Annotated in this window: 15 protein-coding genes; 8 read left to right on the plus strand and 7 right to left on the minus strand. The window is 42.5% G+C overall.

From position 1 onward, the window contains the following. Window position 1: 1 nt before the first annotated feature. On the plus strand, window positions 2-1081 hold the full coding sequence (locus AC4IFT_RS05935) for a fimbrial protein (protein ID WP_490750830.1): 1080 nt from the start codon (window positions 2-4) through the stop codon (window positions 1079-1081). Window positions 1082-1095: 14 nt separating this feature from the next. Continuing rightward, window positions 1096-1788 (plus strand): fimbrial biogenesis chaperone, encoded by a 693-nt coding sequence (locus AC4IFT_RS05940; protein ID WP_490750831.1) that lies wholly within the window; start codon window positions 1096-1098, stop codon window positions 1786-1788. A 42-nt stretch (window positions 1789-1830) separates the two neighbouring features. On the opposite strand, the gene AC4IFT_RS05945 is transcribed toward AC4IFT_RS05940, so the two are convergent. Continuing rightward, window positions 1831-2982 carry a 3-phenylpropionate MFS transporter gene (locus AC4IFT_RS05945; RefSeq protein ID WP_490732152.1) on the minus strand — a complete coding sequence of 384 codons (1152 nt, stop codon included), beginning with the start codon at window positions 2980-2982 and terminating at the stop codon, window positions 1831-1833. Between the two features lie 80 nt (window positions 2983-3062). Then, on the minus strand, window positions 3063-4316 hold the full coding sequence (gene glyA / locus AC4IFT_RS05950) for a serine hydroxymethyltransferase (RefSeq protein WP_490750832.1): 1254 nt from the start codon (window positions 4314-4316) through the stop codon (window positions 3063-3065). Window positions 4317-4780: 464 nt separating this feature from the next. Here glyA and hmpA point away from each other — a divergent pair, with 464 nt between their 5' ends. After that, window positions 4781-5980, plus strand: a complete 1200-nt coding sequence (hmpA, locus tag AC4IFT_RS05955) for an NO-inducible flavohemoprotein (protein ID WP_490750833.1) — start codon at window positions 4781-4783, stop codon at window positions 5978-5980. 186 nt (window positions 5981-6166) lie between these two features. Here hmpA and glnB read toward each other — a convergent pair whose 3' ends face one another. The 5 genes from glnB to AC4IFT_RS05980 form a co-directional block, all read right to left on the minus strand. Continuing rightward, window positions 6167-6505: a nitrogen regulatory protein P-II gene (glnB, locus tag AC4IFT_RS05960; RefSeq protein WP_004912721.1), complete on the minus strand. Its 339-nt coding sequence runs from the start codon at window positions 6503-6505 to the stop codon at window positions 6167-6169. A 12-nt stretch (window positions 6506-6517) separates the two neighbouring features. Continuing rightward, the gene (locus AC4IFT_RS05965) at window positions 6518-8140 is read right to left on the minus strand and encodes an NAD+ synthase (protein WP_490732158.1); all 1623 of its coding nucleotides are present in this window, start codon (window positions 8138-8140) and stop codon (window positions 6518-6520) included. 73 nt (window positions 8141-8213) lie between these two features. Next, on the minus strand, window positions 8214-9554 hold the full coding sequence (gene glrR / locus AC4IFT_RS05970) for a two-component system response regulator GlrR (RefSeq protein ID WP_490732160.1): 1341 nt from the start codon (window positions 9552-9554) through the stop codon (window positions 8214-8216). Then, complete coding sequence (gene qseG, locus AC4IFT_RS05975) at window positions 9551-10360, minus strand: two-component system QseEF-associated lipoprotein QseG (protein WP_490750834.1); 810 nt, start codon at window positions 10358-10360, stop codon at window positions 9551-9553. The genes glrR and qseG overlap by 4 nt, the downstream gene beginning before the upstream one ends. Continuing rightward, window positions 10360-11799, minus strand: a complete 1440-nt coding sequence (locus tag AC4IFT_RS05980; RefSeq protein WP_490732164.1) for a sensor histidine kinase — start codon at window positions 11797-11799, stop codon at window positions 10360-10362. Before AC4IFT_RS05980 ends, qseG begins: the two co-directional genes overlap by 1 nt. Window positions 11800-12780: 981 nt before the next feature. Between AC4IFT_RS05980 and AC4IFT_RS05985 the strand changes: the two genes are divergently transcribed. The 5 genes from AC4IFT_RS05985 (at window position 12781) to AC4IFT_RS06005 (ending at window position 18606) form a co-directional block, all read left to right on the plus strand. After that, complete coding sequence (locus tag AC4IFT_RS05985; RefSeq protein ID WP_490750835.1) at window positions 12781-13812, plus strand: methyltransferase; 1032 nt, start codon at window positions 12781-12783, stop codon at window positions 13810-13812. Between the two features lie 154 nt (window positions 13813-13966). Continuing rightward, window positions 13967-14596, plus strand: coding sequence for a response regulator (locus tag AC4IFT_RS05990; protein ID WP_490750836.1), 630 nt, complete (start codon window positions 13967-13969; stop codon window positions 14594-14596). A 5-nt stretch (window positions 14597-14601) separates the two neighbouring features. Next, a complete protein-coding gene (locus AC4IFT_RS05995; RefSeq protein ID WP_490750837.1) occupies window positions 14602-16128 on the plus strand; it encodes an MASE1 domain-containing sensor histidine kinase in 1527 nt (508 codons plus the stop codon). Window positions 16129-16234: 106 nt separating this feature from the next. After that, window positions 16235-17554, plus strand: coding sequence for an MFS transporter family glucose-6-phosphate receptor UhpC (uhpC, locus tag AC4IFT_RS06000; RefSeq protein ID WP_490732173.1), 1320 nt, complete (start codon window positions 16235-16237; stop codon window positions 17552-17554). A 20-nt stretch (window positions 17555-17574) separates the two neighbouring features. Further along, window positions 17575-18606 carry an ABC transporter substrate-binding protein gene (locus AC4IFT_RS06005; protein WP_206082490.1) on the plus strand — a complete coding sequence of 344 codons (1032 nt, stop codon included), beginning with the start codon at window positions 17575-17577 and terminating at the stop codon, window positions 18604-18606. Window positions 18607-18921: the final 315 nt, after the last annotated feature.

The raw sequence follows: 18921 nt of genomic DNA on the forward strand, positions 1-18921 counted from the left end.
GATGAAAAAGACGCTATTGGCACTCCTCTTACCCGCATTATTACTCGCAAGCTATGATGTTGCTGCCAGTTGCAGCAACTTGGGAGAAAAAAATGTGCCACCACTCAACTTTGACATATCCACGGAACTTACAAGCACATCAACCACGGTCAGCAAGTCAGCTCGAACAGGATTCACGGGGCAATATACCTGCGTAGCACCTGGGCTACTTTTGTCCAATACGGTGGGTATTGATAGCCCATTTCGCCAATCCACAGTCGCGATAGGCTTTAATGGTGGGAAACAAGTGGTTTCTATCTCGGTCAGCGGTATTAGTCAATCAAGTGTAAATAATATACCCCCGGGTACCTACCCCGCCTCTAATTTAGACACAAATTTTACGATTCAATTTAAATTACTCAGCAGCCCACCTGCAAATAATTATAAAGAAGTTGCAGGTAACAGTGTGTTAATCAGCCCAGTGATGATGGCAACGGATGTAACAGAATTAGGCCTTATCCCTTGGCTGCTGCGCCTTGTCTCAGACTTGGTCACGTTTCTCTTAACCCTAAACTGGCCAACACATGCTGAGGATATGTTTTACCAACCAATCACGCTAACCTACGACCCAATCCTAACAACCTGTAATTTTACTAATCAAGGGCTAGTCGTTTCACTTCCGCCTATCAGTATCAATACAGTCAAAAATGCGACTCGAGCAGGCTACACCCCCTTTACGCTGAATTTCACATGCAAAGATTTCCTCGCGGGTAGCACCGCTTCTCGCGATGTGTCTATGTTTCTATCCAGCGGTAGCTTACTGTCAAATGATAAAGCCACGATAAGCAACACCCTCTCCCAAGGTGCTAAAGGTGTTGGTTTTCGGCTCGTCAAAGCGGATAACCTCGCCACCCCTTTATTCCTTTCTGACAGTGTGACGACACAAAACACCGCCACAAGTATTTTTTCTGTCCTAAAAGGTAACCCAATTTCACCGTCCTTTTCCGTCAATTTAGGGGCTTATTATTATCCTTATAACCCCAGTATTGTCACTCAAGGGGCAGTATCTGGTACGGCAACCCTTGTGATGTCTTACAACTAAAAAAGGTGCGAGTGATGAAATACTTAGGGGGAATTATCTTATTGCTGATAAGTTTACAAACTCCAGCAAGTCTTGTTTTACAGGGAACTCGGGTTATTTTTCCCAGTGATAGGGAAATGGTTAGCATTCAGATGACTAATTACAGTGAACAGCCGACGTTGACCCAAAGTTGGATAGATGAGGGAAATATTCATTCAACACCCGAAACAACCAATGCACCCTTTATTGTCACGCCCCCTATTAACAAAATAGCCGCGAATGACGGCATTCAGCTGCGCATTCGTTTTCTGGGCAATAATTTGCCCATGGACAGAGAGTCTGTTTATTATTTAAATGTGTTGGATATTGCGCCAAAACCTAAAAATACTCAGGGTATGAATACACTGCAGCTGGCGATTCAAACCCGGATCAAAGTATTTTACCGCCCTATATCGCTGTTACCCCTTCCTGATACATTACTGGATAGCGCTAAGTTTTATACCAATAAGGGGTTATTAACCGTAAATAACCCAACACCTTATTTCCTTAGTATTGCCAATATCTACACTGCAAATAACGCCAATGATTCGATTGCTAAAAGTTTAATGATCGCACCATTTTCGACGCAGACAATCCCCTCAGGGAAAAAAGTGGTTAATGGAGAGAATATTACAGTAGTTTATATTGATGATACTGGGCAACAAATTGCGTATCAAGCCAAGCTATAAATACTGATATTTCATCGCATTTATAGCCCAGCAATAGAAATGTTATGACTGAGCAGTGACTTTAGGGCGAATAAATAACGCAGGTACAGCAAGTAACGCCATCAAGTAAAAGACTACGCCGTGGTGAGCAGGCACTCGCTCATAAATATAGCCGACAATAATCGTTAACACGGCTAAACCGCCCCCCGTAGCCAGCGCTGAATAAACGCCCTGCAAAGGAATAATTTCATTTTCTTTACGTGCACTGATAAAACGCATTGCCGCAAGATGACAAACCGTAAACGTTCCGCTGTGTAAAATCTGCACGATAATCAGCATAGGTAATGCGGTAAATGCCCCCATCATACCCCAACGGATTATTCCACAGAATGCGGATAACAACAGTAGGTTACGTGCACTCCAGCGCCTAAATAAACGGTGACTCAGCATAAAAACGATCACTTCTGCGACAACGCCCAGTGACCATAAGTTACCAATTACTAAATCTGAATAGCCTGCTTCTTTCCAGAACAGTGATGCAAAACCATAGTAAGCTGCGTGAGCACCTTGCAATAAAGTTACACAAATCAAAAATCTGACTACATTTTTATCAGCAATCAATTGTTTGAATGTAACTTTATTGCCATTGTCCGCTTTTGCGGCTCCAGAAGGCATGATTGCAGGTCTTAACATGGCTCCTAGCAATAAGGCTAAGCAACTGATAATTAAAGCAACCATAATTGATTTATGGCCCCAGACACCGGCCAAGTAGCCCATTAACGAAGAACCTATAATGAAGGCTATCGAGCCCCAAACACGGATTTTGCCGTAATCGAACGTAAATTGCTTCTGCCATGTTCCTGCCAAGGAATCCCCTAATGGAACCATTGGAGCAAAAAATAAGTTAAAACCAATCATCACAAAAAGCAGCCATGCCCAATGTGAGCCAAAGGCAAAGCCAATGGAAAAAATTAAGGACGATGCAGCTAATAGACGTAGCGCGGTAATTAGCTTGGAAGGTTCTTTAACTAATGGGGTGATAAACATCGCACCAAGAAAACGAGCCGCAAGGCCTACCCCAAGCAAAACACCAATCATTTCTGCATCAATACCCTCGCCTTGTAACCAAACCGACCAAAACGGCAAGAAAATACTGTATGCAAAAAAGTAGGTAAAATAATCAATTGCTAGCCAGCGCGTTGATGGAATGACCATCATCCCTCCATTTTTTCAATGCAAAAAACCCGCTCATACTTAACAGTAGAAGCGGGTTTCGATAACTAAAAGTCGTTGTATTATGCGTAAACTGGGTATTTTTTGCAGATTGCTAATACTTTTTGTTTTACGCTCTCAATGGTCGCTTCGTCATTGAGGTTGTCTAGAATATCACACATCCAGCCAGCTAGCTCGCGCGCTTCAGCTTCTTTAAAGCCACGACGGGTAATTGCTGGAGAACCGATACGTACGCCTGAAGTCACAAATGGGCTCTTCGGATCGTTTGGTACGCTGTTTTTGTTTACGGTGATATTTGCATGGCCTAATGCAGCATCAGCATCTTTACCCGTGATATCTTTGTCAACTAAATCAACTAAGAATAAGTGGTTCTCAGTTCCACCAGAAACAACTTTATAACCGCGTTTTTGGAAAACTTCGACCATGGCTTTCGCGTTTTTCGCAACTTGTTGTTGGTAAACTTTGAACTCAGGTTCCATCGCTTCTTTCAATGCAACTGCTTTACCTGCAATCACGTGCATTAAAGGGCCGCCTTGGGAGCCTGGGAATACCGCTGAGTTGATTTTTTTGTACAGCTCTTCGTCACCGCCTTTCGCGAGGATCAAACCACCGCGTGGACCTGCTAACGTTTTGTGGGTTGTGGTTGTCACAACGTGAGCATGTGGAACTGGGTTTGGATAAACACCTGCTGCAATCAGACCCGCAACGTGTGCCATATCAACAAATAAATAAGCGCCAATGGCATCTGCGATTTCACGCATTTTAGCCCAATCAACCACGCCTGAATACGCAGAGAAACCACCGATAATCATTTTTGGTTTATGTTTTTCAGCTTGCGCTTTGATATCGTCGTAGTCAATCTTACCGCTTTCATCAATACCGTAAGGGACGATGTTGTACAGTTTACCCGAGAAGTTAACTGGGGAGCCGTGCGTTAAGTGGCCACCGTGCGCAAGGTTCATACCCAGCACAGTATCACCTGGTTGTAACAGTGCCATGTAAACTGCCGCATTCGCTTGTGAACCAGAGTGTGGCTGCACATTTGCGTAGTCTGCACCAAATAATTCTTTTGCGCGGTCAATCGCTAATTGCTCAACCACATCGACGTACTCACAACCGCCGTAATAGCGCTTGCCTGGATACCCTTCTGCATATTTATTGGTTAGCTGAGAACCTTGAGCCTGCATGACTCGTGGACTGGTATAGTTTTCAGAAGCAATTAATTCAATGTGTTCTTCTTGACGTTGTACTTCTTGCTCCATTGCTTCCCATAATTTTGGATCATAGTCTGCAATATTCATTTCACGCTTTAACATTCGCTTCTCCTGCCTCAGCAATTCAATAGGTTGACAATCAATTCATCGCAATAGCACACAGTGTAAACTCTTTTTCGTTCTTGAGATAGCCCTAAAGAAAAAATATACGCAAACGATTGCATTAATTTTTTTCACGTCATTTAGCACTCTTCGCCTCATTATAAAATAGCCCAAATTTCAAATTTTGACGTATGAATCTCTGGTATTGCGAGTCCCTTCTCATTATGTGTCTATTTTTGCCCTATTTTGTCTGTTTGCGTCTTTACAGATACCCTTAAATATTATAAGTTGTATTTAAAATGCATGTTTATAAATAAACTTTATGTCTCTCAAAAAAAGTATAGGTTTTCGGGAAAAAACCCAGCTATCTCGATGAAAACACAGTGTTATGTTTTTTGATAGCTTAGGAAAAATGCCGGAACCCTTCCTGACTGAGAACATGAAAATAATTCAGGAGCACCTGTATGTTAGACAACCAAACAATCGCCATTGTTAAATCAACCATTCCTGCTATCGCCGCTACTGGGCCTAAACTTACTGCACATTTCTACGACAGAATGTTTAATCAACATCCTGAGTTAAAAGATATTTTCAACATGACCCACCAAGCTAATGGTGCACAACGTGAAGCATTGTTTAACGCCATTTGCGCCTATGCGGTTCATATTGAGACCCCTGAAGCCTTAATCTCAGCTGTTGAAAAAATCGCTCAAAAGCACGTCAGTCTAAATATCAAACCTGAACATTACCCAATCGTTGGCGAAAACTTACTCGCGGCAATTGATGAGCTACTCAATCCCGGCCAAGAAGTACTTGATGCATGGGGGAAAGCCTACGGTGTATTAGCGGATATTTTTATTGGCCGTGAAGCCTCAATCTACCAAGAAAATGCTGACAAAAGTGGCGGTTGGGAAGGTTTACGAGAATTTAAACTAAAACAAAAACAACCACAAAGCGATGTTATCACCAGCTTTGAGTTCGTTCCTGTTGATGGTAAGCCAGTCGCAGGCTATCGCCCAGGTCAATACATCACGATTTATATTAATCATGATGGATTTGAGAACCAAGAGATCCGCCAATACTCTCTGACAACAGCACCTAATAGTCAAAGTTACCGCATCGCAGTAAAACGCGAAGACCAAGGCGCTGTGTCTAATTTCTTACATCAGCATATCAATGAAGGTGACAGTGTTTATTTAGCTCCGCCATGTGGTGATTTCTTTATTGATGTTGATAGCCAAACGCCTGTTACATTGATTTCCGCGGGTGTTGGCCTAACGCCAATGTTGAGCATGTTAAATCACCTCACACAACAAGGCCATGAAGCAACCATCAATTGGCTACATGCGGCGGAAAATGGTGCTGTTCAAGCATTTAACCATGAAATTGAACAATTAATGGCAAGACAGAAAGCTGGCCATAGCGCAATTTGGTTTAATCAGCCTCGGGATAATGACCGCCTCGGCTTTGGTTATCAATATGAAGGGTTAATGGATTTACAGAAAGTGCGTGAATGGATTGACCAGCCGAATATGCAGTTCTATTTCTGTGGCCCAGTTGGCTTTATGCAGTATATTGGCCAGCAATTAATTTCAATGGGCGTTAATGCAGATGCAATTCATTATGAATGCTTTGGCCCTCATAAAGTGCTAACCCTCAATTAAGAGATAAAAAAATGCTCTTCGAGTAAGAAGAGCATTTCCTGAAACGTATCAGCCAACAGAAACTGTTCTAATGGCTGGGTGTTTGAAGTTTTTTCACAACTTAGCGGTAACGGGCTCGCATAAAAAATACACTGTTCTAATCCCATTCCTGTGTATTTTACCGTTACCGCCTTTTAATTCAACAGACTAAATCGCTTCTTCGTCCTGTTCTCCCGTACGGATACGGATCACGCGGGCTACATCGTAAACAAAGATTTTACCATCACCAATTTTGCCAGTTTGCGCTGTTTGCATGATAGTTTCAACGCAGTTTTCCACGATATCGTCAGGCACTACAATTTCAATTTTAACTTTCGGTAAAAAGTCCACCATATACTCTGCACCACGGTACAGTTCAGTGTGCCCTTTTTGACGGCCAAACCCTTTCACTTCTGTGACCGTCATACCGGTGATCCCGACTTCGGCCAGCGCTTCACGAACATCATCAAGTTTAAATGGCTTTATAATTGCATCAATTTTTTTCATAAATAGTTCCTGTTATGACCAGTTTTTACGGCCAAAACCTGAGGTGATCGGATAACGGCGGTCTTTACCAAAATTCCGCATGGTAATACGCGGTCCAACAGGTGCTTGTCGGCGTTTATATTCATTAAGATCGACCAAACGCACCACTTTACGGACAACCTCTTTATCAAAACCTAACTTGATAAGGTCATTAACGGATAAGTCTTTTTCAACATAACCTTCTAAGATAGCATCTAATATCTCATAAGGCGGTAAGCTATCTTGGTCTAACTGCCCCGGAGCCAATTCCGCTGACGGTGGCCTATCAATCACACGCTGTGGAATTGCTGGTGAAAGCGTATTGCGGTATTTAGCCAGTTCAAAAACCAGTGTTTTTGGCACATCTTTTAATACATCGAAGCCACCTGCCATATCACCATACAATGTTGAATAACCGACGGCGGATTCGCTCTTATTACTGGTTGTTAAGACTAAACGACGACGTTTATTGGACATCGCCATTAAGATAACAGCGCGGCAGCGTGCTTGTAAGTTTTCTTCAGTGGTATCAACCGCCGTACCCTCAAACATTGGGCTTAACTGCGCCATGAAGGAGTCAAACATCGGTTCGATAGAAACAATATCAAATTCCACGCCTAATAACTCAGCCTGTTCTTTGGCATCATGAATGCTCATTTCGGCAGTATAACGGAACGGCATCATCACCGCTTGTACTCGTTCTTTACCAATAGCATCTACCGCGATAGCAACGGTTAAACCCGAATCTATCCCACCTGATAGTCCAAGGATTGCACCATTGAAGCCATTTTTATTGATATAATCACGAGTCGACATCACTAAGGCTTGGTATACCTGTGCGACAGGGTCATTTTCAATAAACACACTCCCTTCGCTCACCAATTCCAACTCATCAAATTGTACCGTGACAACTTGTTCTTTGAATTCAGGCAGCTTAAAGGTTTGTTTGCCTTTATTTGCAATGACTTTCGAACCACCATCAAATACTAATTCGTCTTGTCCACCCACTTGGTTAAGGTAAACGATAGGCATGTGGGTGCGTTGGCAATGGTCAATCAATAAGTCGCTACGGATATGTTCTTTGTGAATATCATAAGGCGATGCATTGATTGTTAATAATAACTCAGCGCCAGCGCCTTTAACTGCATCTACAGGCTCGTCATACCAAATGTCTTCACAAATCAATAAGCCTAATTGATAGCCTTTAAATTCCACTACGCAGGTTTTTTCAGCTGCACTGAAATAACGTGGTTCATCAAAAACGCCGTAGTTTGGGAGTTCTTGTTTAAAATAGCGAGCATGCAATTTTCCTTGGTAGAAGAAAGAGAGTGCATTGAAGATTTCATCCCCTTCATAACAAGGGTGACCAACAATAATCGCCGTTTCTGTACTCGCCTTTTGTAAACGTTCAAGCTGAGCTTCACATCTGTCTTCAAAATCTGCGCGGAAAATTAAATCCTCTGGCGGGTACCCCGTCAAAGACAGTTCTGAAAACATCACAATATCGGTTTGTGAGGCTTGTTCACTCACCACTTGCAACATACGATCGCAGTTACCTTCGATGTCACCGACTAACCAGTTAAGTTGTGCGAGTGAAATATTAAGCTTACGGCTCATAACGTGTTTCTTCTCCCGAAGCGTGAATACGGTTTACCTTGTCCACTAGATTATGTAGACAAATAATAGTTAATTATTCTTTAAAATCATTAGCTTCTAAATCGTGGCGACCAAGCAATTTATAAAACTCGGTACGATTTCGCCCTGCCATGCGTGCAGCTTGTGTGACATTGCCTTTTGTCATCTGCAATAACTTGCGTAAATAATTCAATTCAAATTGATTACGTGCTTCGACAAAGGTTGGCAATGCGGTATTTTCACCTTGTAGCGCTTGGCTGACAAGGGCTTCACTAATAACAGGTGATGTCGTTAACGCCACACATTGTTCAATCACGTTAACCAATTGGCGTACATTACCCGGCCAAGTTGCTGTCATTAGGCATTTCATCGCATCACTTGAAAAACTGCGCACAAAAGGCTTATGCCGAGACGCAGATTCCCTCAATAAATGATTTGCTAACAATGGAATATCTTCTGCACGCTCATTTAGTGCAGGAATGCGTAAATTAACTACATTCAAGCGATAATAGAGATCTTCACGAAACTCATTTTTTTCCATCGCTTTCGGTAAATTACGGTGCGTTGCAGATAAAATACGTACATCGATATCTAAGTCGCGGTTACTCCCTAAAGGACGAACTTTGCGTTCTTGTAACACACGTAATAATTTTACCTGCAAAGGCATTGGCATATCGCCAATTTCGTCAAGAAATAGTGTCCCACCACTTGCGGCAAAAAATAGCCCTTCACGGTTACTCACTGCGCCCGTAAAGGCGCCTTTTGCATGGCCAAATAGCTCAGATTCTAAAAGTTGTTCTGGTAATGCGCCACAGTTGATAGCAATAAATGGTTTACGTGCTCGAGGGCTTGCTTTATGAATGGCTTGCGCTAACACTTCTTTACCCGTCCCACTTTGGCCGTTAATCAGTACGCTAACGTCTGATTGAGCCACCATATGTGCTTGCTCAAGAAGGCGGATCATTAAAGGGCTACGAGTGACTATCCCTGAGCTCCAGGCTTCATCGCTCATGGGTGATGAAGACAATGCTAACGCTTCATCGATTGCTTTATATAAAGCGTCTTTATCGACAGGTTTAGTTAAAAAGCTAAACACACCACGCTGTGTAGCCGCTACAGCATCAGGGATTGAACCATGTGCCGTTAATATAATAACGGGCATATTAGGATGGGCTTTTTGCACTTCATCAAACAGCGCCATGCCATCCATTTCATCCATGCGCAAGTCACTTATCACTAAATCTAACTTTTCTTTCTGTAAGATTTTGAGTGCTTCTGGGCCACTTTCCGCGGTGGTGACTTTAAATCCTTCGCTACTTAGTCGCATCCCTAGCAACTTAAGTAAACTTGGGTCATCATCCACCAGCAGTAAATTTGCCGACTTACGGTTTGTCATTGTTGCACGTTCTCCGATGAAGGTTGTTCTGCGGGTTTTGGTGCTTCAGATGAGGTCTCTTTATCGCCTTCAACAACGCTTTCGACTTCTTTTTCCGTTTCATTAGTGCTTTTTTTCCGTGAGGAAAGTTGGCGCTCAATGTCTGTTAAATTTTCGAGCTTACGCGATGTCGTATTCAGCTCAAAAGCCAATTTGGCGTTGTCCTCTTTTAGGCGATCAAGCTTAGTATCCATTTCTTGCTGTAAGCGTTTATAACGCACACCCGCATCAGAAAGGTTAATAATTTGCACTTGCTGCTCACGCCATAGCTGTAATAACGGGCGTACTGCCGTAGGAAAACTAAGGCTGTAGGTATTAATGCTATCAAGCATTTTACGCCGTTCGGCAATCGTTGGGTCTGCGGAGTTCAACAATATATTCTGTTGAAAGGCCTCTGACCAACTCGTAACATCTATTTTGCTCGCATTTTCACGCGCTTGCGAAGTCTCTGTGCGATCTGCACAGTCCATCATTCGCAACCAGAATAACGCATTTTCGCGAGCGGCTGGTTGCTCATTATCCCAAATCGTATCGCATGGTGCATAACGATAATCAGTGACTCTGACTTCAGGCACAACCACTTGTGCCAGCGTTTCCAGTGGTGATTGACCATTTTTTGCTACGCATCCACTTAGGATAAGGGTAAAAAATACCGCCCCAAAGCTAAACCCAGTTCGTCTCATCACAAACGGGTTTTTTTGATTAAGTTTATTTGGCAGTGCCTTACGATAGAGCACCGTCAAAAAATCTGTAGACCGATTGACCATTATTCATTCTCTGCTGTTAGAGGCAGTTCAATTCTAAAACAGACATCTGCTGATTTATATGGGACTAATGAGAGTTCTCCGCCCATTTGTTTTATACAGTCTTGTGCAATACTCAGCCCCAATCCACTCCCTTTTACCGCACCTTTTCTTTGTAAGGACCCTTGGTAAAAAGGCTCAAAGATCATGCTTTGCTCAGATTCGGGAATTGGCGTACCTGTATTCGCAACTTCAATCAATAGTTTATTGCCTGTTTGACGACTCGTGATCCAAATATTACCTGATTCGCCGCCATAGTGCACCGCATTGGAGTAGATATTATCAATAACTCGCCCAAGTAAGGTCGGTTCCGCTAAACAGCTTTCGACTTTTAAACGGACTTCCGTTTTAATATTTTTTGCTCTAGCAGGCAAATTATGTGCATTAACAATATCTTCAATCAATTTTTGTAGGTCAACTAATTGTGCTTCTGGTGGGTCATCAACCAATTTACGATTATAATCGAGTAGTTGCTCAATAAGTTGCTGAAGATGCTTACTGCTGTGGTCGAGAATTTCAACGACTTCCCTTTGAGAGTCAGTTAATGGCCCTGCGACTTCATCTGCTAGGAGTTCCGTTCCTTCTCGCATACTGGCGAGCGGTGTTTTTAATTCATGGGAAATGTGGCGTAAAAACTCATGGCGCTGAGACTCAAGCCAAGCTAAGCGCTCACTTAACCAAATAATACGTTGAGCAATGGTTCGCAGTTCTCTTGGCCCTTTAAAGCGTTCAATATTGCTTGCAAGCGTTCGCCCAGTGCCAAGGCGGTTGATCATTCGCTCAATCACTTTGACGGGCCCGATAATCATTCGAGTAAATAGAGTTACAAGCAATGCGCTGAGTAGAAATAGAATCAAGCTTTGCCAACCAAATAATTGGCCTTTGTTTGCAATCGCTTTTTGCAGTTGTTCACCACGGCTAAAAATGACATCACGAGTTTCTTGTACGAGCGCCGTATTTTCTGCTGAGAACTGCTCTAAGGCTTGAGTAACTTTCGCGGTAGGCTCATTATTTTCGCACGTCACTGTTTTAAGCTGTGCCAATGTTGCGGTGAGCTTTGAGGTGTCAGACGTTTGAGGCAAAATGGTTTTTTGCCTTTCAAACATTTGTTCATAATCGACAAATTGTTTTTGATACTGAGTCTTCAACGTTGCGTCTTGCAATACGCAATATTGACGATAGCTTCGCTCCATTTCCAATGCGAGACTGCTCATTACCTCACTGCGCCTTGCATCCAGTAAGGTCGTTTTATTGATATTTGCGGCTTGGTTACTCAGTTGTTCTAAGCTTTGATACGCTTGATATGCCAAAACTAATAAAGGCAACAAGACGAGCCAAAATGCCATCACAACCAGTTGACGCAAGGAACGCGGGAAAAAACGCCATTTGCTCAATACATTCATCTCATACCTATTAAACGTATTTCAATGGTAGCAGAACTCTCTCCCACGCGAAAAGATGAATTCGGGTTCTGAGTTCCATAGCATAAAAATCAGACTAACTATGACCGAATGACTGCAATCTACGTGCCAGTTTATTACATAAAAATGAGTATTTTCAGTGTGGTATATTCTACATTTGAATAGGTGAGTCGCTTGAGGTAACGACTATTCAATGATTAATTGTACGTACTTTGTGCAGATAGAGTGCTGAAGTTTGATGTATGGCAGATACAGGAAGGCGGAGATAAGGATCGACCTTAACTCCGCCAGCGATGATTTACTGCTTTTATAGGATTATGTCTTTACATTAAAGATAATCATATAGGTGGTGCCTCACTCCACGTGTCGCCCTGTGTTTGATAAGGCCCGAAGGCGAATATCTGTGCTGTTGGACGGTAGGCACCTTACTTTGGCGTCATTCTTGCTTTATGTGGTATGTACCCAACTATTTTTGGACCGACATAATAAATTGAATGAGCAACTGGGTATTATTATGCACAACCCATGCCAACTTTTCAATGTCATTTTTATCCTACTGAATAATATGAAAATTTAACTTTTCCTTTCTTTTGACTCTTTCTGAATACGCTGAAACGGTTTATCCAGCTCTTGGAATTGTCGCTAATTTAAGACACTCAAATACTCAATTGATAAATACCTTATATATCATACAGATAAATGTCTCCATTTGGAGACAGTGCATACCGGGGTTTGTCTCCTATTTTATACACTCTCGGTTTCATTACCCTCAGAATTATCACTCGCTGTTAAAATAAATCAATATAATTAATGTTTAATTTAAAACATCAAAAATATAAAATAATATTTATATCAACACATTAAATAAGAATAAATTCTATTTTCAAGCTATAAATATTATCAAACATAATTAATACTTAAATAATAATTATGTATTTACACTATTTTTATTAAGGCACTTCCATGAATACAAACTATCTCCCTGCATCTGATATTCATCAGCTTCAACCCGCAGTGCATGTTCTCGAACAATCGCTCGGTTATTTATACCAAGCCGCTTTGCGTGCTGCCGTCAAATTACAACTTGCGGAGCATTTACAATCAGGCCCTAAAACAGCAGAGCAACTTGCCCATGAAACAGGAGCAACACCAAGAGAACTCATTCGTATCGTCAGGCTCCTTGCAACCAAAAATATCTTTCAACTGTCCTCTGATAACCAACTCGCCCTAACGCCTGCCGCACAATTCCTGTCTAAAGAACACAAGTACTCACTGCGACAAGCAGTTTTAACATTCACCGATCCTACTTTTTGGTTACCTGCTGGTGAATTACATCGCTGTGCATTAGAACCGCATTTATTCAACAACATTTTTGGAATGGGTTTTTATGAATATTGGGAGAAAAACATTGATGCCCCAGATAATTTTCATAAAGGTATGTCTTCCGTCAGTGCCTTAGAAAATATATTTGTTGTTAATAGCTACCCTTTTCCAAATGATGGCGTGATCGCGGATATCGGCGGAGGCTGGGGAGGACTTCTGTTAGAGATCCTAAAAAATCATTCAACACTCAAAGGTATATTATTTGACAGAGAAACCGTTGTGGAAAATCACCTTCTTTATCAATTACAAGATGATTCTCGCTGGGAGGTTCAAACAGGCTCATTCTTAGAACGTTGCCCTGAATCTGATATTTATTTACTTAAATATATTGTACACAACTGGTCAGACTCTGTTGCGGTTAAGATATTAAAATCTGTTAGAAAATCGATGAAGCCATCATCTAAGGTTTTGATTATAGAGAACATAATATCTAATGACCCCATCCCTCATTTCAGTAAAAATATGGATCTTGTTCAAATGGCATTACTCGAGGAAGGGCACGAACGTACTGAAGATGAATTCATACAACTACTTACAAGTGCAAATTTAAAACTCAATCGTGTCATAACGACACAATGCCATATTGGCATAATCGAAGCATTGCCAATATAACCTCACCCCCTGCTTAGTGGCTTCAGTGGCCACTATAGTAAAAAATATCTGACTTTCTGATGAATATCAGAATTCTAAATGATGTTAGTAGCTTATCCCTGCTCATCTTGATATAAGATTTCTCAATACCCTACTCATCACAGAATATAACAACATGATAAAAATCGCCTTAGTTGATGACCACGTTGTTGTGCGCTCTGGTTTCGCACAATTACTGACCCTTGAGCCCGATATTTCCGTTGTTGGGCAGTATGCGAGCGCCCAAGAAGCATTGCCTAACCTTCTTAGTTTAGAGATTGATGTCGCCATTATGGACATTTCAATGCCAGATGAAAATGGCTTACAGCTGTTATCACGCCTTCGCCAAAAAAAGCCCGACTTTAGAACCATTATTCTTAGCATTTACGACACCCCCGCTTTTGTACAAAGTGCATTGGATGCCGGAGCAAGCGCTTATTTGACTAAACGTTGCGGGCCAGAAGAGTTAGTACAAGCAGTACGTTCTGTTCACCAAGGAGGCTGCTATTTATGTGCGGACGCCATGCGAGCCCTGCGTCATTCACCGCAACAGCACCACGGCATACAAGAGTTGACTCCACGGGAGCGGGAGATTTTTGATTTATTGGTGGCGGGTCTCAGCGTAAAAGTCATCGCAGAGCAACTCGAGCTTAGCCATAAAACAGTGCATGTCCATCGCGCTAATGTGCTCGGTAAATTGCAATGCGAAAACACCATCGACCTTGTGCACTACGCACTAGAACATAACCTTATTTCAAGGTCTTAAATAGTATGAGTAAAAGCTTGCGTTTGACATTACAATCCATTTTTTTGCTTTTTACCTACTCATTATTGTGGATTGGGCTGTGGATCATTGGCTTTTATTTAAGTGAAAATAGCTTTCAGGCAACCTTGTTTTTACCCCAAGGGCTGCGCCTTGCCTTGATGATAATCCTCTGGCGGCGCTACTGGCCTACTTTGCTACTCAGCGAAGGTATTTTGAATTTTTGGTTATCTGGGGAACAACTGCTCTTCCAGCCGATTTTGCTGCTCTCCCCACTGTTAAGCCTTGGTGTGGCTTTTGTTATTCAAGATATTTGGTGGCGCTATACCTTATATTGGCAGCGCTTATTGCTATTGCTGGCGGGTGTCGCTGCAAACAGTGTCCTACACGCATTACTGTTTGGCTGGCTATCGTCCTATTCCATTAGTCAGCTCTTTTTAACAACATTTACGGGTGGAATACTGCTCTCGCCATTTGTTTATCTTATTTATGAATATCTCCATGAGCAGCATTACCAGATGTTACTTGATTATGGAACGCCAGATAAGCAGTTACGCACCTCATTGATTGTTTGGTGCTTCTTATTTTGTGTTGTCGGTCTTAGCGCCCAAGTCTTTTTCGCCCCTGAAATCGAACGTTTGATTGTATTACTGGTTTTTATTCCGAATGTATTTATGGCTTACCGCTATGGTTGGCAAGGCGGTGTGCTTTCGGCATTATTAGGCAGTTTAATTATTACTTTTGCTCGGCAATTTCATGGCGCGTTTGCAGACTTAGAAGAACTGGAAATGTTCCTCAGTACTCAGGCTTTGATCGGTATTGGGTTAGGGATTGCTATTAGCCGCCAAAAACAACTCGCGAGTAACCTGCAGCGTTATCGGCAACGCTTAGAGCAAGAGTTAAAAGCACGACGCGACCTAATGCGCCAGCTAGTTCATACTGAGGAAGATATCAAAAAAGCCATCGCTCGCGAATTACATGATGAAATTGGGCAGAATATTACCGCCATTCAAATTCAATCCATGCTAGTGAAAAAAACGGCACCAGATTCATTAAGCCACCAAGCGGCTAGCCAAATTAATGAGCTTGCTCAGCAAATTCACCAATCGACTCGTCAACTGTTACGACAATTACGTCCACCCGTTTTGGACGAAATGTCCCTTGAGGATGCGCTTACCCATCTCATTGCCGAATTTTCGTTTCCTGAAAATAATATTCAATGCCATTTTCGTTATGCCCTGCAAGAAACGCCAGTCAATGAAACCGTTCTGTTTACGTTATATCGCCTTGTTCAGGAATTGCTGAACAATATCAGTAAGCATGCGAAAGCCACACAAATCCACATCTCACTTGAGCAAATAGGTGACTCGATCCAGCTTATTGTTGATGACAATGGTGTGGGCATCCCTTTTAGCAAACGCACCAGTGGCTTCGGTTTACGCGGTATTGAAGAGCGCGTTAGAGCCCTCGGTGGGGATTGGACACTCACCACGCAAAACGGCACACAAATAATTGTTAACTTGCCCACATTTTGAGATAAAACATCGCAAAACTAGGAATTATTCCTAGTCCTCTAATACCTTCTCTCATCCCTTTTGTTAAAAACTTGATTACATTTTGCCAAACACGAGAAACACCATCATGACAGGTAAAAATACGTTGGATCTGGATAACACTTATCGTTTTTGGCGTCGCCGACTGATGTTATTCATGATTGTTGGCTATGCCACCTTTTATCTAACGCGAAAGAGCTTCAATTTCGTGATGCCTGTTATGCAAAGCGAATTGTTACTCGACAAAAGTGATATTGGTTGGATTGCTACCGCGTTTTACCTGACGTATGGCATTTCGAAGTTTTTGTCCGGTATTTTCCACGATATCACAGGCTACCGCTGGTTTATGGGGGCGGGCCTTGTGATGACGGGGATACTGAACATCATTTTTGCCTATTGTTTATCGTTCCCTGCTCTCTTGCTGGTTTGGACGTTAAACGGGTTTTTCCAAGGTTGGGGATGGCCACCTTGTGCACGAATTCTGACTCACTGGTATTCACGCAATGAACGTGGTTTCTGGTGGGGTTTATGGAATATCTCCATCAATCTCGGTGGCATGCTGCTGCCTTTGCTCACCGCGTTGTTAGCAACGCAATACAGTTGGCAAATGGCATTGATAGTGCCTGGTGTGATTGGTGTGGTCGTTGGGCTTTGGTTGTGCGGCCAGTTACGGGGCACGCCACAAGAAGAGCAACTCCCCAGTGTTGGGCAATGGCGTCAAGATGTACTGGAGCTGCGCCAAGAGCGTTTGTCTCCTCCCATGCCAATGTGGGTGATTTTAAAAGACGCGATTGTTTTCAACCGAATGATTTGGTTATTAGGTTTCTCCTATATTTTGGTTTATCTCATTCGTATGGCGATAAACGATTGGGGAAATCTCTGGTTAACAGAAACACATGGCACCAATTTACTCAGTGCCAACGCAACATTGTCGTTATTTGAATTAGGTGGGCTGCTTGGCGCACTGTGCTCAGGATGGGGCTCTGATATTTTGTTTCGCGGGCAGCGGGCGCCAATGATTTTGCTGTTTTCATTGGGGTTGTGTATCTCAGTCAGTGCCTTGTGGCTTACCCCTATTCATCATTACGCTTTATTAGCGGTGTGTTTTTTTGCTATTGGCTTTTTTGTTTTTGGACCACAAATGTTAATCGGTCTCGCTGCAACAGAATATTGTCATAAAAAAGCAGCGGGAGCGGTAACGGGTTACCTTGGGTTGTATGCCTATTTAGGGGCGGCAATTGCAGGGTGGCCGCTCTCTCAAGTCATCGCACATTACGGTTGGTCTGGGATGTTTACCTTACTCGCCAGTGCCGCTGCCTTGATGGGGCTACTGCTTATGCCGCTTTTGATTGCGAACGTCAGCAAACGAGAGCACATGGCAGGATCTGTTTCACCCTCTGATAATTAAAATCTGATAAAGGATTGAAAATGAAACTGAAAACTCTCTCTACTCTAATCGCAGCAGGCTTATCCCTCGCCGCAATTTCGACCACTGCAAGTGCGGCGGGTCGCCTTGTGGTTTACTGTAGCGCAACCAATGCAATGTGCGAAACAGAAACCCAAGCATTCGCTAAAAAATATGATGTGAAAACCACGTTTGTGCGTAACGGTTCGGGCAGTACTTTAGCTAAAATCGAAGCTGAAAAACGTAACCCACAAGCAGACGTGTGGTATGGCGGTACATTAGATCCGCATTCACAAGCGGGAGAAATGGATTTACTTGAACCATACAAATCACCAAAACTCGCTGAGATCATGCCACAATTCCAAGACCCAGCGAAACGTAAAGGTAACTACTCCTCAGCGGTTTACATCGGAATTTTAGGTTTTGGTGTGAATAAGGATCGCTTAAAAGAGAAAGGCTTACCTATTCCGACTTGCTGGAAAGATTTAACCAAACCTGAGTACAAAGGCGAAATTCAAATCGCTGACCCACAAAGTTCAGGAACTGCGTATACCGCATTGGCAACATTTGATCAGCTGTGGGGTAATGAGCAAGCCTTTGATTATTTGAAAAAATTAAACTCAAATATCTCTCAATATACCAAATCAGGTATTGCCCCAGCACGTAACGCCGCGCGTGGCGAGTCTGCCATTGGTATCGGCTTCTTACATGATTATTCATTAGAAGTGGAAAATGGCGCGCCATTAGAGTTAATCGCACCTTGTGAAGGTACAGGTTATGAAATCGGCGGGATCAGTATCCTGAAAAATGCCCGTAATATGGACAACGCTAAACTGTTCGTCGATTTCGTGTTGTCTAAAGAAGCCCAAGAGCTGAGCTGGAAAGAAGGTAAATCTTACCAAATCCTCACCAATACCACGGCAGAATCATCACCAATTTCGTTAAAACTGAATGACCTGAACCTGATTAACTACGATATGGATAAATATGGCGACGCCGATGTCCGTAAGAATTTAATCAACAAGTGGGTTACTGAAGTCAAAATGAGTAAATAACCACCCTGTGCGGCGTGAATGCGCCGCACTGAGCACTTACTTAACTAAAATAAAAATTAATTTAATTAAGCTCTAAATAGTTTGGGTTATCACAAGGCGGCAAGTGACGTTATTCCTAGGAACATACACAAGTATGTGACTTGGATAACAGAGCGCAGCCAACACAGTGACAGCGCAAAATATAACGAGATAAAAATTATAACTATTATCATTAAGCTCTAAATAGTTTGGGTTGTCACAAGGCGGCAAGTGACGTTATTCCTAGGAGCATACACAAGTATGTGACTAGGATAACAGAGCGCAGCCAACACCGTG

The organism is Providencia sp. UF-183, assembly GCF_058246155.1.

What these genes read in the sequence shown, in the direction of transcription:
- glyA (WP_490750832.1), bottom strand. Translation starts at nt 4,316, where the DNA reads ATGTTAAAGCGTGAAATGAATATTGCAGACTATGATCCAAAATTATGG.
- AC4IFT_RS05995 (WP_490750837.1), top strand. Translation starts at nt 14,602, where the DNA reads ATGAGTAAAAGCTTGCGTTTGACATTACAATCCATTTTTTTGCTTTTT.
- AC4IFT_RS05990 (WP_490750836.1), top strand. Translation starts at nt 13,967, where the DNA reads ATGATAAAAATCGCCTTAGTTGATGACCACGTTGTTGTGCGCTCTGGT.
- AC4IFT_RS05965 (WP_490732158.1), bottom strand. Translation starts at nt 8,140, where the DNA reads ATGAGCCGTAAGCTTAATATTTCACTCGCACAACTTAACTGGTTAGTC.
- AC4IFT_RS06005 (WP_206082490.1), top strand. Translation starts at nt 17,575, where the DNA reads ATGAAACTGAAAACTCTCTCTACTCTAATCGCAGCAGGCTTATCCCTC.
- glnB (WP_004912721.1), bottom strand. Translation starts at nt 6,505, where the DNA reads ATGAAAAAAATTGATGCAATTATAAAGCCATTTAAACTTGATGATGTT.
- AC4IFT_RS05940 (WP_490750831.1), top strand. Translation starts at nt 1,096, where the DNA reads ATGAAATACTTAGGGGGAATTATCTTATTGCTGATAAGTTTACAAACT.
- glrR (WP_490732160.1), bottom strand. Translation starts at nt 9,554, where the DNA reads ATGACAAACCGTAAGTCGGCAAATTTACTGCTGGTGGATGATGACCCA.
- qseG (WP_490750834.1), bottom strand. Translation starts at nt 10,360, where the DNA reads ATGGTCAATCGGTCTACAGATTTTTTGACGGTGCTCTATCGTAAGGCA.
- AC4IFT_RS05945 (WP_490732152.1), bottom strand. Translation starts at nt 2,982, where the DNA reads ATGGTCATTCCATCAACGCGCTGGCTAGCAATTGATTATTTTACCTAC.
- uhpC (WP_490732173.1), top strand. Translation starts at nt 16,235, where the DNA reads ATGACAGGTAAAAATACGTTGGATCTGGATAACACTTATCGTTTTTGG.
- AC4IFT_RS05935 (WP_490750830.1), top strand. Translation starts at nt 2, where the DNA reads ATGAAAAAGACGCTATTGGCACTCCTCTTACCCGCATTATTACTCGCA.
- AC4IFT_RS05985 (WP_490750835.1), top strand. Translation starts at nt 12,781, where the DNA reads ATGAATACAAACTATCTCCCTGCATCTGATATTCATCAGCTTCAACCC.
- hmpA (WP_490750833.1), top strand. Translation starts at nt 4,781, where the DNA reads ATGTTAGACAACCAAACAATCGCCATTGTTAAATCAACCATTCCTGCT.
- AC4IFT_RS05980 (WP_490732164.1), bottom strand. Translation starts at nt 11,799, where the DNA reads ATGAATGTATTGAGCAAATGGCGTTTTTTCCCGCGTTCCTTGCGTCAA.